The sequence below is a fragment of the Priestia sp. TRM10 genome, from assembly GCF_057808375.1.
Genome location: NZ_JBJZOT010000013.1, coordinates 763,793 through 778,671, shown reverse-complemented (window position 1 = coordinate 778,671; position 14,879 = coordinate 763,793). Strand labels below are relative to the sequence as shown.

At 35.9% G+C, this 14,879-nt stretch carries 13 protein-coding genes; 5 read left to right on the top strand and 8 right to left on the bottom strand.

Going from position 1 to position 14,879, the window contains the following annotated elements; genetic code table 11:
- Positions 1 to 389: 389 nt before the first annotated feature.
- A complete protein-coding gene (ybaK, locus tag ACK3CR_RS15135) occupies positions 390 to 872 on the bottom strand; it encodes a Cys-tRNA(Pro) deacylase (RefSeq protein WP_243511961.1) in 483 nt (160 codons plus the stop codon).
- Between the two features lie 320 nt (positions 873 to 1,192).
- Between ybaK and ACK3CR_RS15130 the strand changes: the two genes are divergently transcribed.
- Complete coding sequence (locus tag ACK3CR_RS15130) at positions 1,193 to 1,867, top strand: NAD(P)H-dependent oxidoreductase (protein ID WP_488975797.1); 675 nt, start codon at positions 1,193 to 1,195, stop codon at positions 1,865 to 1,867.
- A 375-nt stretch (positions 1,868 to 2,242) separates the two neighbouring features.
- Complete coding sequence (locus ACK3CR_RS15125) at positions 2,243 to 3,358, top strand: NADH:flavin oxidoreductase (RefSeq protein WP_328124908.1); 1,116 nt, start codon at positions 2,243 to 2,245, stop codon at positions 3,356 to 3,358.
- A 277-nt stretch (positions 3,359 to 3,635) separates the two neighbouring features.
- On the opposite strand, the gene aldA is transcribed toward ACK3CR_RS15125, so the two are convergent.
- Complete coding sequence (aldA, locus tag ACK3CR_RS15120; protein ID WP_328124910.1) at positions 3,636 to 5,102, bottom strand: aldehyde dehydrogenase; 1,467 nt, start codon at positions 5,100 to 5,102, stop codon at positions 3,636 to 3,638.
- A gap of 45 nt (positions 5,103 to 5,147) precedes the next feature.
- A complete protein-coding gene (gene rhaD / locus ACK3CR_RS15115; protein ID WP_243520898.1) occupies positions 5,148 to 5,972 on the bottom strand; it encodes a rhamnulose-1-phosphate aldolase in 825 nt (274 codons plus the stop codon).
- Positions 5,973 to 6,444: 472 nt separating this feature from the next.
- Here rhaD and ACK3CR_RS15110 point away from each other — a divergent pair, with 472 nt between their 5' ends.
- The 3 genes from ACK3CR_RS15110 to ACK3CR_RS15100 all read left to right on the top strand — a co-directional run bounded on the left by ACK3CR_RS15110 (position 6,445) and on the right by ACK3CR_RS15100 (position 9,322).
- On the top strand, positions 6,445 to 7,257 hold the full coding sequence (locus ACK3CR_RS15110; RefSeq protein WP_243512018.1) for a DeoR/GlpR family DNA-binding transcription regulator: 813 nt from the start codon (positions 6,445 to 6,447) through the stop codon (positions 7,255 to 7,257).
- A gap of 390 nt (positions 7,258 to 7,647) precedes the next feature.
- The gene (gene rhaM / locus ACK3CR_RS15105; protein WP_243512021.1) at positions 7,648 to 7,962 is read left to right on the top strand and encodes an L-rhamnose mutarotase; all 315 of its coding nucleotides are present in this window, start codon (positions 7,648 to 7,650) and stop codon (positions 7,960 to 7,962) included.
- Between the two features lie 88 nt (positions 7,963 to 8,050).
- Positions 8,051 to 9,322, top strand: a complete 1,272-nt coding sequence (locus tag ACK3CR_RS15100; RefSeq protein WP_243512031.1) for an MFS transporter — start codon at positions 8,051 to 8,053, stop codon at positions 9,320 to 9,322.
- Between the two features lie 396 nt (positions 9,323 to 9,718).
- On the opposite strand, the gene ACK3CR_RS15095 is transcribed toward ACK3CR_RS15100, so the two are convergent.
- The 5 genes from ACK3CR_RS15095 to rhaA form a co-directional block, all read right to left on the bottom strand.
- A complete protein-coding gene (locus ACK3CR_RS15095) occupies positions 9,719 to 10,432 on the bottom strand; it encodes a LutC/YkgG family protein (protein WP_243512034.1) in 714 nt (237 codons plus the stop codon).
- The gene (locus tag ACK3CR_RS15090) at positions 10,432 to 11,856 is read right to left on the bottom strand and encodes a LutB/LldF family L-lactate oxidation iron-sulfur protein (RefSeq protein WP_243512036.1); all 1,425 of its coding nucleotides are present in this window, start codon (positions 11,854 to 11,856) and stop codon (positions 10,432 to 10,434) included. The genes ACK3CR_RS15095 and ACK3CR_RS15090 overlap by 1 nt, the downstream gene beginning before the upstream one ends.
- Positions 11,857 to 11,874: 18 nt before the next feature.
- Entirely contained in the window at positions 11,875 to 12,591 is a 717-nt protein-coding gene (locus ACK3CR_RS15085) for a (Fe-S)-binding protein (protein WP_488975678.1), read from the bottom strand.
- A gap of 103 nt (positions 12,592 to 12,694) precedes the next feature.
- Positions 12,695 to 13,384, bottom strand: a complete 690-nt coding sequence (locus tag ACK3CR_RS15080) for a FadR/GntR family transcriptional regulator (RefSeq protein ID WP_328124983.1) — start codon at positions 13,382 to 13,384, stop codon at positions 12,695 to 12,697.
- Positions 13,385 to 13,606: 222 nt separating this feature from the next.
- A complete protein-coding gene (gene rhaA, locus ACK3CR_RS15075; protein WP_328124916.1) occupies positions 13,607 to 14,875 on the bottom strand; it encodes an L-rhamnose isomerase in 1,269 nt (422 codons plus the stop codon).
- Positions 14,876 to 14,879: the final 4 nt, after the last annotated feature.

Sequence of the window (14,879 nt, the reverse complement as noted above, 5' to 3'; positions counted from 1 at the left end):
ACGGTTATCTAAAACCATCAACCTTCATACGTATCTATCTTTTTCCCTTTCTCTTCTAATTTCTAAACAAACTCCCCTTTTTCCTCTATATATCATGTAAATATGACAGCAGACCTACTTTCAGGTTTCCTATAACAAACGTAAAGGAGTTAACTTTTAAGCTAACTCCTTTAGTAGATTGTTCATTATGAGCTCATTTGAAATGCATTTCACAGCGGTAATGAGAGCCGGGACAGTTTCGTTTGGCTCACAAGCAACCATCTGTTAAAAGGTACATCTTTCAAACTTTTATTACACTTCCACAAAACCGAACTACTAAAAACACTACGTACGATTTTTTAATAATAAGCTTGTATAATTTTTATGATTCCACTTAGCTTATCCTAATTCTACGTATCTTTTGTGATTGGCGCAAAAGTAACTCTGATTACTTTTTGCAGATCACTTGGTGACACTTGTACTTGATGTCCTACACGTCCACCAGAAAAATAAATGGTATTAAAGGTTTTCGCTGTGTCATCGATAAACGTTTTAAATTGTTTTTTCATTCCTATAGGGGAACAGCCTCCATGTACATATCCTGTAAGAGGTAAAAGGTCTTTTTGCAGTATCATTTCAATTGACTTCTCTCCTACTGCTTTCGCCCCTTTTTTTAAATCTAGCTCTTTTGCAATTGGAACCATAAAGACATAATGTTCTTTTGATTTCCCTACTGTAACAAGTGTTTTAAATACTTGTTCAGGATTTTCTTTAAGATAGGTGGCAACTTCAATTCCTTGAAGCTTCGTACTATCGAAAGAATAATCGCGATACGAAATCTTTTTCTGATCAAGAATTCGCATGACGTTTGTTTTGTCTACTTTTTTCCCCATTATTATCACCACTATTATCATAACAGATTTAATTTTCTTAAAGGTTAGGTTATACTGAAAATTCCCTTACTCTTCCAAAGCTATCTTCTTAATTATTAAGCCATTTCACATAGCTTCAGAACCTCACTGAACATTAGCTTGTAAGGGCTGATAGCTTGACTTCTCTTATTACTTTAGTTTTTCTAAAACCTTTACCCAGTTGTATTTATTTTACTAAAATGGTTTAGTCCATTACAATATACTCGTATTGAAGATTACCGTTAGTTACATTCTTTATTCATGGAATGATGTATGAAAAAGCTAAGAAAGGTGGATTTATGATGATTAATCATGCAACAAAAAAACAAGAGCTTATGGACGCCTTTAACTTTCGTCATGCGACAAAAGCATTTGATCCAGCAAAAAAAATTTCAGAAGACGACTTTAATTTCATTTTAGAAGCAGGCCGCTTATCACCAAGTTCAATTGGATATGAGCCATGGAGATTTTTAGTCGTTCAAAATCGTGAAATTCGCGAAAAATTACGTGAAGTAAGCTCCGGAGCTCAAGGCCAGTTTCCGACAGCTAGTCACTTCGTTATTATTCTTGCGCGCAAAAATGCCACACCTCAGTCAGATTATGGGCAACATATTTTAAAAAATGTGAAAAAAGTTCCTGATGATAAGATGGAGCAAATGGTGAAAGCTTATCAACACTTCCAAGGTGTTAACCTTAACCTATATGAAAGTGAACGAGCGTTGTTTGACTGGGCTAGCAAACAAACATACATTGCACTCGGTAATATGTTAACAGCCGCAGCATTAATTGGCATTGATTCTTGTCCAATTGAAGGCTTCCATATGGAAAAGGTAAATGAAGTCTTAGAGAATGAAGTTTTGCTAGATCGTGAAAACTTTAGCGTATCCGTTATGGCAGCATTCGGATACAGAGCTGAAGAACCATACCGCGAAAAATCTAGACAGAGCCAAGATGAAGTTGTTCAATGGGTTGATTAATATTTGACATGCATAAATAAAAAGCCGATTTCTCTATTACGGAATCGGCTTTTTCACTCCATATATGAATTCATAAGCGCACACATATAGGTTGTTCATCTACTGCTCTAGTTAAGAGTATATGTGTTGACAAAGAAAGATATATAGTGATAATTTATACTCCAACACATTAAGTATTTTTAAATATGGCACATATTAAAAAGTAAAATTAGACACTAAACATATTATTTGACAGGTTAACTAAAGGAATGATAATTTATATGCGTGCGCATGCAATAAATTATTTATGTACTAAACTGTAACATTGATTTTTTACCAACAAATGAATTTTTTCAAAAAATCAAACTTAAATTAACAAGTAAAGGAAGTAGAAAAATGATGAATTCACAAAAATCTATTGAACCTTTGTTTAAGCCATTTGAATTTGAAAACCTAAAACTTAAAAACCGTATCGTCATGGCACCTATGACTCGTAGTTTTTCACCAAATGGAATTCCAGGAGCTGATGTTGCCGCTTACTACCGTCGCAGAGCAGAAAATGAAGTTGGGTTAATTATTACTGAAGGAGTACTTATTGAACATCCTGCTGCAGGAGCGGAACACGATGTTCCTCATTTCTACGGAGAAGAAGCGTTAAACGGCTGGGCACGGGTCGTTCAAGAAGTGCATGAAGCTGGCGGAAAAATTGCTCCACAGATTTGGCACACAGGAATGGCTCGTCAAAAAGAACATTTCCCTGGTTCAAATGCTACTCCTGTTGGACCTTCAGGCATCAACTTTAGTGGTGAACAAGTATCTGAACCGCTTAGTGTGCAAGAAATTAAGGACATTGTGAATGCTTATGGGCAAGCTGCTGCTAATGCTAAAAAAATTGGTTTTGACGCAGTTGAAATTCACGGAGCTCATGGCTACCTAATTGACCAATTCTTCGCCGATTCCTTTAATAAACGCAATGATGAATATGGCGGAGATTTAGTTCAACGCACTCGCTTTGGAGTAGAAGTTATTAAAGCCGTACGCGAGGCTGTTGGTCCTGACTTCCCTATCATTTTTAGATTTTCTCAATGGAAAGCTAACGACTACAATTTCAAACTAGCAAAAAACCCTGACGAACTAAAACGTTTTCTCACACCACTTGTGGAAGCTGGCGTTGATATTTTCCACGCATCAACTCGTCGATTCTGGGAACCAGAATTTGAAGGCTCTGATCTTAACTTGGCAGGCTGGACTCGTAAACTAACAGGCAAACCTGCTATTACAGTTGGCTCTGTTGGATTAGATTCTGAATTTATGGATCTACTTACAAAAGGCCAAGGCAGTCAACCTGCAAGCATTGATGAATTAGTTCAACGTCTAGAAGACGAAGAGTTTGACCTTGTAGCAATTGGTCGAGCACTACTGAATGACCCTGCATGGGTAACTAAAATTCGTGACGGTAAAACGGAAGAGCTAACTGCCTTTACAAAAGAAGATTTAAAGACTTTAGTATAGGATATCAATCAATAAGAAAACTAAAATAGGCCCAGAAGAAGCTTCAATAGAAGTTCCCTCTGGGCTTTTTTCTTCTTTGTATCTAATGTCATTTAAACAAAGCAGGTTATTCAATCTATATTTAGGTGAAGGTCACTGCCCTTTTCCGATTAAAAGGATTCTCCATTAAAATCATCCACATGAAAAAAAGGACTAATTCACAGATTTTTGAATTAGTCCTAAAATATGTTGCAAGTTATTAATATTGCTCTCAATATGAAATTATATTTCTCTTATATTATTTTTTATTTGGATTGTGTTGGAGATAAACAACATGAGTTTGTAAAAATTCTTCTAAACCATGCTTACCATCCGCTCCACCAATTCCAGATTTCTTACGACCTGCATGGAAGCCCTGAATAGCTTCAAAGTTTTCGCGGTTGATATATGTTTCGCCAAATAGTAATTCATTTGCAGCGCGCATTGCTGTATCTAGGTTCTGTGTGAAAATAGAAGATGTTAAGCCATACTGGCAGTCATTTGCTAGTTCAATCGCTTCGTCTAGATCTTTAAATGTCATAATTGGAAGAACAGGTCCAAATACTTCTTCTTGTACGATTTGTGAATCTTGCTTTACGTTCACAAGAACAGTTGGTTCATAATAATAGCCGACTTTTGCATCCCCGCGTTTTCCACCTGTTAATACTTGAGCCCCTTCTTCCACTGCTTTTTTCACCATTGAGTCAACAGACTCTACTGCTTGTTTATTTGTAAGTGGCCCCATATCTAAGTCTTTATCTTCAAGTGGATTACCGTATTTCACATTTTTCATTGCGTCAACAATTTTCCCAATAAATGTATCCGCGATATTTTCATGAACATATACACGTTCCGCACAGTTACACACTTGCCCTGTATTAATAATACGTGAGTCCACAATCGCCTTAACTGCTAAATCGATGTCTGCATCCTCTGCTACAATAGCTGGTGCTTTTCCACCAAGCTCTAGACTTACTTTTGTTACGTTTTTAGCAGCTGCTTCCATAACGCTTACACCCGCATTTACGCTACCTGTTAAGCTTACTAAACCAATTTTTTCATTTGAAGCAAGTTCATTACCAACTGTGCCACCGCGTCCTGTTACAAGGTTAAATACACCTTTTGGAATGCCTACTTTTTCCACTAGTTTTGCAAATTCAATTGCATTATTTGGTGTATCACTGCTAGGTTTAATTACAATTGTATTACCTGTCACTAATGCAGGAGCAGCTTTTCTAGCTACAAGAAAGAATGGGAAATTCCATGGTAAAAATCCAGCTACAACACCAATCGGTTCCTTAAAAATCATAATGTTTTCATTTGGTCTGTCACTTTGAAGAATTTCTCCTTCGTAAGTTCTCGCTGATCCTGCCATGTAATCAATATAGTCAGCTGTAAATTCAACTTCTGTAGTAGAGAGAGCAAGTACTTTTCCTTGTTCTGCTGAAATAACACGTGCTAGATAATCTTTATTCTTTCGAATTTCTTCCGCTAAACGAGTTAAATACTTGGCTCTTTCAGCAGCAGGTTTTTTCTTCCACTCTTTTTGTGCCTCTTCTGCAAAATTGATAGCTTCTTTAACTTCTTCGATTGTGCAGCTTGGTACTTCTGAAATAATTTCTTCCGTTGCTGGATTTATTACTTGGATGAATTCATTGGAACTAGAATTCGTGAACTCTCCATTGATATACATTTGATATTGTTTAACATCTGTTTGTGTGCTCATTTCCCAAGTCCCCCTATTAATTGTGAATTTTATCTACGTTTATTTTTATAAGTTTAAAATTCCCTGTTTTGGCACAACATTAAATGCATCTGCTAGGTCTTGAAGCTGTTGATCTGTAATTGTTTGTTTAACTCCGCCTTGTGCACATACAATTGTATATACCTCTGCAGCTTTTTCAGCTGTTTCAATTAAACCAAATGTTTCATCCATCGTAGTTCCAGCTCCAAATACCCCGTGATGAGGCCAGATAACAGAACGAACATCTTTCATTTTTTCTGCAGTTGCTTCCCCGATTGAATCAGTTCCTGGAACCATCCATGGAATAATACCAATTCCTTCTGGAAATACAACAATACATTCTGTGCACATTTGCCATAATGTTTTTGTAAACGCATTCTCATCTAAGCTATGAGTGAAAGTCATTCCAATAAGGTTAGTTGCATGGCAATGCATAATAACACGATGATCTGGATCCACTTTTAATCGTTCAATATGGCTCATTAAATGAGAAGGAAGTTCACTTGTTGGTACTCCTCCGTCTTCTAATCCCCATAAAATATCAAGAGATCTACCATCCTCAGTTATACGAATGATACCAAGATTTTCAGCTGGGTTATCGATTACATTTTTGAAGTATTTACCTGAACCAGTTACAATAAAATACTTTCCAGCTAAAGCAGAACCATCAAAAATCATTGGTACTGTACGCTTAATATCATTAATGTTTAAATACGTAGCTACTTCCTCTTCTTCTAATAGATAGCTAATATTTCCCCCATTACGTTCATCCCACCCTAATCGGTAAAGATTTGCGGTCGTTTTCGTCATTTCTTGGAGGAAAGGAGCTTTTAATATGTCTTTCTTTGTCATAACCTCTTTCACTTCATCATCTCTCCCTTTATTCTCTTTAAGAGATATTATAAATAGCTTTTTAATTCTGGAGTTTATATATAATAACTACTACTTTAAATATTTGAATCAAAGTATTTACAAAACCATGATATGTTTTCCAAGGGAAAAAGTCAACACAAATAAACAATATTTTTTTGTTTTGTTTTGTTTTTTGTTTTTTTAACCATTATTTCATCTTTGTTTTTTATCTACTAACCATTCGGTTATAGAGGATTCCAACTTATGATATTAGATTAGTTAATCATAATAGTAATTAATTTGTTTATATAAGAAAAAACACTTTTAATTTTCTTTTTATTATAGGGAATCCCTCTCTATTTAAGAAATATGATATGATTAAACAAAAATAAACAAAAAGTGACTAATATATTTATTTTTGGATTTACTATTCATAATTTTTTAAAACTGTAAAAAAGAAGGGAAGTTAGAAATGCTAGTAGCTGAAAGACAAAAAAAAATAGTGGACTTAGTAAACTTACGAACGACCATCCGTGTTTCTGAACTAAGTGAAATATTTTCTGTAACAGAAGAAACAATTCGGCGTGATCTTGAGAAGCTTGAAAGAGAAAATAAATTGCGCCGAAGTCATGGAGGAGCTCTCAGCATTCAGGAGAAAAATCTAGAAGTGGATTTTTCTGAACGAGAAATCATAAATGTAATAGAAAAGAAAATAATTGCTCGTGAAGCTGTTAATCAAGTAAAAAGTGGAGATCGGATTATCCTTGATGCTAGCACTACTGCATGGTATATGGCACGATCCCTTCCTGATTTTCCACTTACCGTTATTACAAATTCGATTAAAGTAGCAATGGAACTTAGTAAAAAAGAAAAAATTGAAGTTATATCAACAGGAGGCATACTGCTTCCTAAATCGTTATCTTACGTTGGGCCTTTAGCAGAACGTTCCCTTGATAATTATCACGTTGACAAAACTTTTCTTTCTTGTAAGGGACTTGATTTAACGAATGGATTAAGCGATTCAAATGAATGGCAAGCATTATTAAAAAGGAAAATGATTGAAAGATCAGCCCAAACTATTTTGATGGTTGATTCAAGTAAGTTTGGACACCGAGATTTTTCTCATATTACTTCCTTACACAATATTGATCAAATTATTGTAGATTTCAAATTAGACAACACTTCAAAAGAAATACTTAAGGAGAAAAATATAACGGTAACAGCTGTGAATTGGGGTAATGAGCCTGCTTCTTATTTTTTTAAAGAAGCTACTGCACACAGTTAAGTAAAATTCTATACGCTATCTCATTCGGCAAACTCCTCTATAGGTAAGTTTGCCTTTTTTATAAACAAACACTTTTAAAACACAAACAAAAATAAAACAAAAATAATTGTTGTTTTATTTTGTTTTTATGATAATATGTATACTATAAACAAGATATTTCAAGATTCTTCTTAAAGAGAGTGACATTTTACACTTTATGTCCAGTTATTTTTGTTAGGTAGAAAACTATTTTTAAACGAGTAAAAGCTAACAAGCCGGCAATTAGACATTTCTAGATTTGTAAACGAATCCAAAGCACTATCCCTAGTTCAATTTAATAAGCACCATGTCACAATACACACATTGTAAGCGCTATCTTAATATCGCTATAAACTATTTGAGGTGAAAGTAATGATTAGAAAAGCAAGTATTATGTTTGTTTATAAAGATCAATTTGACGAATACAAACGTCGACATGATGAGATATGGCCAGAGATGGTAGAAGCATTAAAAGAACATGGCGCTCATAATTATTCAATTTTCTTAGAAAAAGAAACTGGAAAATTGTTTGCTTATTTGGAGATTGAAGATGAAGATAAATGGAGCAAGATGGCTGAAAGCGCCATTTGTAAAAAGTGGTGGGATTATATGGAGCCTTTAATGGAAACGAATTCAGATAATAGTCCCCGTTCTGTGGACTTAGATGAATTGTTTTACTTAGCATAACTCTTTAAGAAGATACAGTCAGCAAGAAAATCACAGAAATCCAAACATTTTTATCATTGTTTGGGTGAACTTGAGAGGAGTTTTGAATATGGCCAGTAATACTAAAGGTGGATTAAAGTCTACTCTTACTGTAGCGATGTCAAACTATTTAGAAGCAGGATCCATTGTAGCGGCTGCTGGTGGGCTAACGCTTTGGATGGAATATTTAAATCTAGATGACTTTAAACTAGGGTTATTAGGAGCACTGAGTGCCAACGGTTTCGCTTCAGCAGCAGGAGCCTTATTAGGAGGCATTCTAGTTGATAAGTATGGTCGTAAGTTAATTTATAAATATGATTTACTTGTATATATGTTTGGTGTCTTACTAACTATTCTATCTTTTAACTTTCCAATGTTATTAATCGGCTATGTTATTACGGGATTAGCTGTAGGAGCTGCCATTCCTGCTGCTTGGACGTATATAGCAGAAGAAGCGCCTGAAAATGAACGTGCAGCTCGTGTAGGATGGGGACAGTTAGCATGGTCTATTGGTCCCGCTATCTCGTTACTTCTTTCTGTAGCATTAGCTCCATTAGGTCTATTAGGAAGTCGAATTATTTTTGGTCAATTATTTGTAATCGCTTTAATTACGTGGATTATGCAACAGCAAATTAATGAATCAAAAATTTGGGAAGAAGAAAAACAAAAAGAAGAAAGCCAAAAAGCAAAAGGTAAAAAGCTAGAAAGCCCAATTAAAGAATTATTCACAGTCAAAGCAAATCGTCATGCCATTGTTTTATTGCTTGGTATCTATTGCTTCTGGAATCTAGTTGCTGGGGTAATGGGATACTTTATGCCTTATATTTATGAAACTGTTGGAGGACTTTCCTCAACACAAGCCAATTTATTACAAGCCTTTTTATGGGTATTAACCGTTCTAGGATCGTACTTTGTTTTTATTAAATTAGGTGATAAGGTAAACAGACGTATATTATATGGAATAGGAGCTGCTATGGGAATCGTTGCTTGGGCTGTTCTCACATATGGCGGAATGGGAATGACTGAACTGCTTATATTTGTCATACTATGGGGAACTGCAGCAGGATTTGGTGCTCAAGCCTTCTACGGTCTATGGTCAAGTGAGTTATTTCATACAAAATATCGTGCAAAAGCACAAGGATTCCTTTTCTGTACATCACGTGTAGCTGTTGGCCTTATTTCACTTGCAATTCCAACTATGATTTCAACATTAGGATTTAAAGTATCAGGTTCTATTATGATTGGATTCTTGCTAATTGCAGCAGTCATTGGCTTAGTAATGGCTCCAGAAACAAGAGGAAAATCATTAAAAGAAATTGAAAAGGAACGATACAGCGCTTAAAAGAATACATTAAATAAGGAATAGAATCCAAAATAGCCAAGCTCCTAAAATGGGGCTTGGCTATTTTATTCTAGGCTATTGATTTACTCCTCCTCTAAAAAAGGCTTACAGAGCTTTTTATCATCTACTTCATTTACATAGAAAGTTCCTTCTTCACCTTCTTGAATTCCTATATATGTATGCATCGTACTTTTGGCTTCTATCATTTTTATAATTTGAACAGCTTTGCAAGCCTGTCCCCTTTCCTTAAACTAGCCATTATTTTTTCTACCCTAACCTTTCGTTCCTTTATTCATTACATTGATTCTACTTGCTCGTTTATTCTTCCTTTATCTATCGCCTTATAAATACAAATAGAGATTCTAACTAGAATCCCTATTTGTATTTACCCTATTATCACACAATTACATAAAAAGCTTTTAAGGGGCCATGCACACCCACAACCAAATTCATTTCGATATCTGCAGAATTACTTGGTCCAGAGATAAAGTTAATACAAGAAGCAACGTCTTCTCCCTTTTCCACCTGTTGATTTAGATCATGAACTGCTTGTGTAATTCGTGGCACAATCGTCTCGCGTGGAATAATAGCCACGTAAATAGTTGGTAAAAAGTGTAGGGCTCGCCCTTGTCCCGGATGAGTTTTTACAACAATTGTTCCTGATTCTGCAAGTGCATAATCACTGAATACAATGCCGAAGTTAGCTTTTTCAGCTAAGGCGTGGTTCTCTTCGCGTCCGTTGCCTGAATTCCACACGCTTACTTCTATCTCTTCATTTGGCCATTGTTCCTCAAGTAAATTTGCTAACCCATATTCTTCGAAACGTGAATCATCAGCAGTCATTATAGGACCGCCTCCATGCTCAGAAACAATTTGTTTTAATGTTTGTGATAAGTTAGCTTTTGTTGTTTCTAGAACAACAGTATGAATTTTACTGCAATGCTCTGTAAACGTAGCTATTAATTCTTTTTCTGTATATCCTTTCATTACTTCCCAATTCACGTTATTCTTCCAGTCTGGCCGTGTAACCCCACTCTTTCGTCTTTCACGCCCGAGTTGTTCAGCAATATGATTTAAAAAAACTTCTTGGTTTTGAGATGTTCCCTTCATTATTTTTCACCGCCTTTTTTATGATCATCAAACCAGTCCCGGAAACGTTCTTTACTTGGAGCTGGAAATTCACGAATCTCTGTCCAATTTTTTAAAGGTCCAATTCCTTTAGACACTCGGTCTCCTGATACAATAGGTCTCATAGCTGTAGGTGCCATCTTTGTTCCTAATTTGTACAAAGCAGCAGATGAAGCACCCATGCCAAACATTTTCATCGCAAGTTTCTCAGCGAGAGGGGCCCGACCTTCTTTTTCAACGATGACTTGACGATGTTTTACAAGCAGATCATGCAATGGGATTTTAACTGGACAAGCATCTGTACATGCTCCGCAAAGGCTCGATGCATATGGAAGCTCTTTATAGTCATCATAACCACCTAATAATGGACTTAATACTGCACCAATCGGACCTGGATAAATAGAGCCATAAGAATGTCCTCCAACATGACGATATACTGGACATACGTTAATACAGGCTGCACAACGGATACATTGTAAAACTTGGCGGAACTCAGATCCTAAAATTTCAGAACGGCCATTATCGACTACAACAAGGTGAAATTCTTCTGGACCGTCTGCTTCTTCTTCGTATTTAGGTCCCACTGTCGTAATATAGCTTGTTAGCTTTTGACCGACTGCACTTCGACATAGCAATCCAACAAGCACATCTAGTTCTTCCATTGTTGGTACTAGACGTTCCATTCCCATTACAGCAATTTGCGTTTTAGGAATAGCTGTGACAAGATCTGCATTTCCTTCATTGGTTACTAGACAGATGGAACCTGTATTTGCAACTGCAAAGTTACAGCCTGTTACCCCAATTTCTGCTTCAAGAAATTTTTCACGAAGAATTTTACGAACAAACTTTGTCATTTCGTAAGGATCTTCTGATTGCTCATAACCTAATTTTTCTTGAAATACATCACGAATTTGTTCTTTTTTCATATGAAGAGCTGGAGCTACAATATGAGAAGGTGGCTCATGATCATCCACTTGCAAGATGTATTCGCCAAGGTCACTCTCTACTACTTCACATCCGATATCTTCGAGTGTTTTATTCATTTCAATTTCTTCTGTTACCATTGATTTAGACTTAACGACTTTTTTAGCTTGCTTTTTTTCTGCTACTTCCTTAATATATTGAGCTGCTTCTTCTTTTGTTTTGGCAAAAAATACGTGACCCCCGCGTTTTGTAACATTTTCACTTAATTGCATTAAGTAATAGTCTAGATTTTCCAATGTGTGTTGACGAATTTGCTCTCCTAGCTCTCGCCAGTCTTCCCAGTTCCCAAGCTCATCACTAGCTGCCAAACGACGTGTATACAAGCGCTCTTGAGCTGTAGATACGGCTTCGCGCATTGTAGAATCTTGAATACCTTTATCAACGCGTTCATTAAACTTTTTATCGCTAATTTTCATGCTCATTTTTTATTCCCCCTTAATTCAACGGCTATTTAATACCTCCGCAATATGCAATACCTTTGCTGATTCTCCTAAACGCTCCATTCTTCCCCCAATATTCATTAAGCACCCACAATCTGCACTAATTAAATAGTCCGCTCCTGTTTTCCTAACACTCGCTACTTTTTCGTCTACCATTTGTTCGGATATTGACATCATTTTGACAGAGAAAGTTCCACCAAACCCACAGCAGTTTTGGGAATTCGGAAGTTGCTCGACTTCTAACTCTTTTACATTAGAAAGCAACGTAAAAGGTGCTTCTTTAACGCCTAACAAACGTGTCATATGACAAGATGTATGATAAGTTGCTTTTCCTTTTAAACGCGCCCCCACATCTGTAACATTTAAAACGTCTACAATAAATTGAGTTAGTTCATATGTTTTTTCGGCAAGGCGCTTTGCTCGTTCCTCCCATTCACCCTCTCCTGCAAACATATGCGCATATTCATGGAACATCGTTGCACAAGATCCAGAAGGCGTCACTACATACTCCGCATCTTCAAAAGTTTGAATCATATTTTTCGCGGCTTTCTTAGCTTCGGCAACATAGCCGCTATTGTAAGCAGGTTGACCGCAACAAACCTGCGAGGTAGGGAATGAAACTTCACATCCAAGACGCTCAAGTAACTCAACTGTTGCTTTACCAACATTTGATTGGAAAGTATCGACTAAGCATGTGATAAATAGACTCACTTTCATTTTTAAATCTCCTCTCAACATATCCTTAAATTTATCTGGTCATCTGACTATTAAAAGATAAAAAGTAATGATGAAAATGATATATGCAATCTAGCAAAGTTCTTCAAATCGCGCTATATTCATCTTTATGATGTCTTAAAACAGACTGTAGTTTTTCACTTTCTATTAAATGATTCATCATTGCCTTGCTTGCGCTCTCAACATCCTGTTTTTTAATAGCTTCATAAATAGCTAGATGTCCATAGAATAAATTTTTGGTTATTTGTTCTTTATATAAAATGGAATGATAGGTTTCATGAATCGTTTTTTCAATCATTTTTGAGATATGGCTCATAAGTTCTAATAGAATCGGATTATGAGAAGCCTTAACAATTGTCAGATGAAAGTGAAAATCAATAAAACTTCCATCTTCTTTATCAACCGCCACATCTTTTCCTTTGTCAATCCAGTGTTCCATTTCCTTTAAATTTTCTTTAGTACGCTTTATAGCTGCGGCTTGTACAGCTCCCACTTCAACGATTTTTCGAACTTCAAATAAGTGAACAAGATCTTCTTGTTGCAATAAAAGGTGAGAATGTAGAGGTATTAGTAAATGAGAAGGATCAAATTTTTTTACATAGGTCCCTTCTCCTTGTCTCATCTCAATTAATCCCATCGCACGAACAGCACTTAATGCTTCACGCACAGCAGACCTTCCAACTCCAAATTGTTCTGCAAGCTGATGAACAGAAAGCAGCTTATCCCCGGGTTTTAACGTCCCTTCTCGTATCATAGAAAGAATAAGGTCTGATATTTCTTCATATATCTTTTTTGGGCGAATTGATTTATACTCCACATGCCATCATCCTAACACCTTTAAAATTGTTCTTATTCTATTAATATAAAAAAGCTTAGTCTTGCTCTTTATTTATATAAGAAAGAATTGTTAAAATATAAAACAGGGGAATTGATCTATTAGATCCTCCCCCTGGCTATACCTATTTATAAATTTACTATATCGTCTTTAATCAATATTTCAGGCTAAAACAGAGTCTCTTTTTACTAATACATCTTGCTCGTATTGCTTCACGTCTTCTAACCATGTTTCTTTTACTGGAACTCCCATTTTTTCGCAGTAATAATCCCAGATTGCACCAAAAGGATATGTTTTAAATTCTTCCATTAATGCTAATCTTTCCGTAAAGTTTCCATCTTCCTGTAACTGTTTTAAATGTTCATTTGGCACTAACATTGCATATAGTAATGCTTTAATCATATTTCTTGTGCCGATTGTCCATGCTGCTACACGGTTAATACTAGCATCAAAGAAATCCAGACCAATCATGACTTTATCTAATGCACCATTTCGAACAATCTCAAGAGCAATCTCACGTAATTCATCATCTAATGTCACAACATGATCACTATCCCAACGAACAGGTCGTGATACATGTAGAGCAAGTTTATCACTGTAAAGTAACATAGACGAAATTTTGTTTGATACTGTTTCAGTTGGATGGAAATGTCCTGTATCTAATAAACATAACTTATTATTTTTCAATGCATATCCAAAGTAAAATTCATGTGACCCTACCACATAAGACTCAGAGCCAATTCCAAATAATTTACTTTCAACAGCATCTAGGTTATACGCTTCATTTATTTCTTCGCTAAAAATCGTATCTAGTGAATTTTTTAGTCTTTGACGAGGCGTTAGGCGATCACTTGGAACATCTTTATAGCCATCTGGAATCCAAACGTTTGTTAAAGATGGTGTACCTAATTCTTTACCAAAATACTCCCCAATTTTACGGCTAGCGATACAATGGTTAATCCAGAATTCTCTAATTTTCTCGTCTGGATGTGATAATGTTAAACCATCTGCTGCTTTTTCATGTGAAAATAATGTTGGATTGAAATCTAAGCCTAAACCATGTTCTTTCGCCCATTTCACCCAGTTTTCAAAGTGTTTCGGCTCTAGTTGATCTCTTTCTACTGCTTCTCCATTTGTTTCCGCATAAATGGCATGTAAGTTCACACGGTGCTTTCCAGGAATTAGAGATAGCGCTTTCTCAAGGTCTGCTCGTAATTCCTCAGGTGTTCTTGCTTTACCTGGATAATTTCCTGTTACATCAATACCACCTGATAACTCTCCTTTATTTACTTCAAACCCAGCAACGTCATCTCCTTGCCAACAATGAATTGAAATAGGTACATTTTTTAACTGTTCCAATACATTATCAACATCGATTCCCCATTTTTCATATTCCTTTTTCGCAATCTCATACTTTTCATTAAGTGTCATTTGA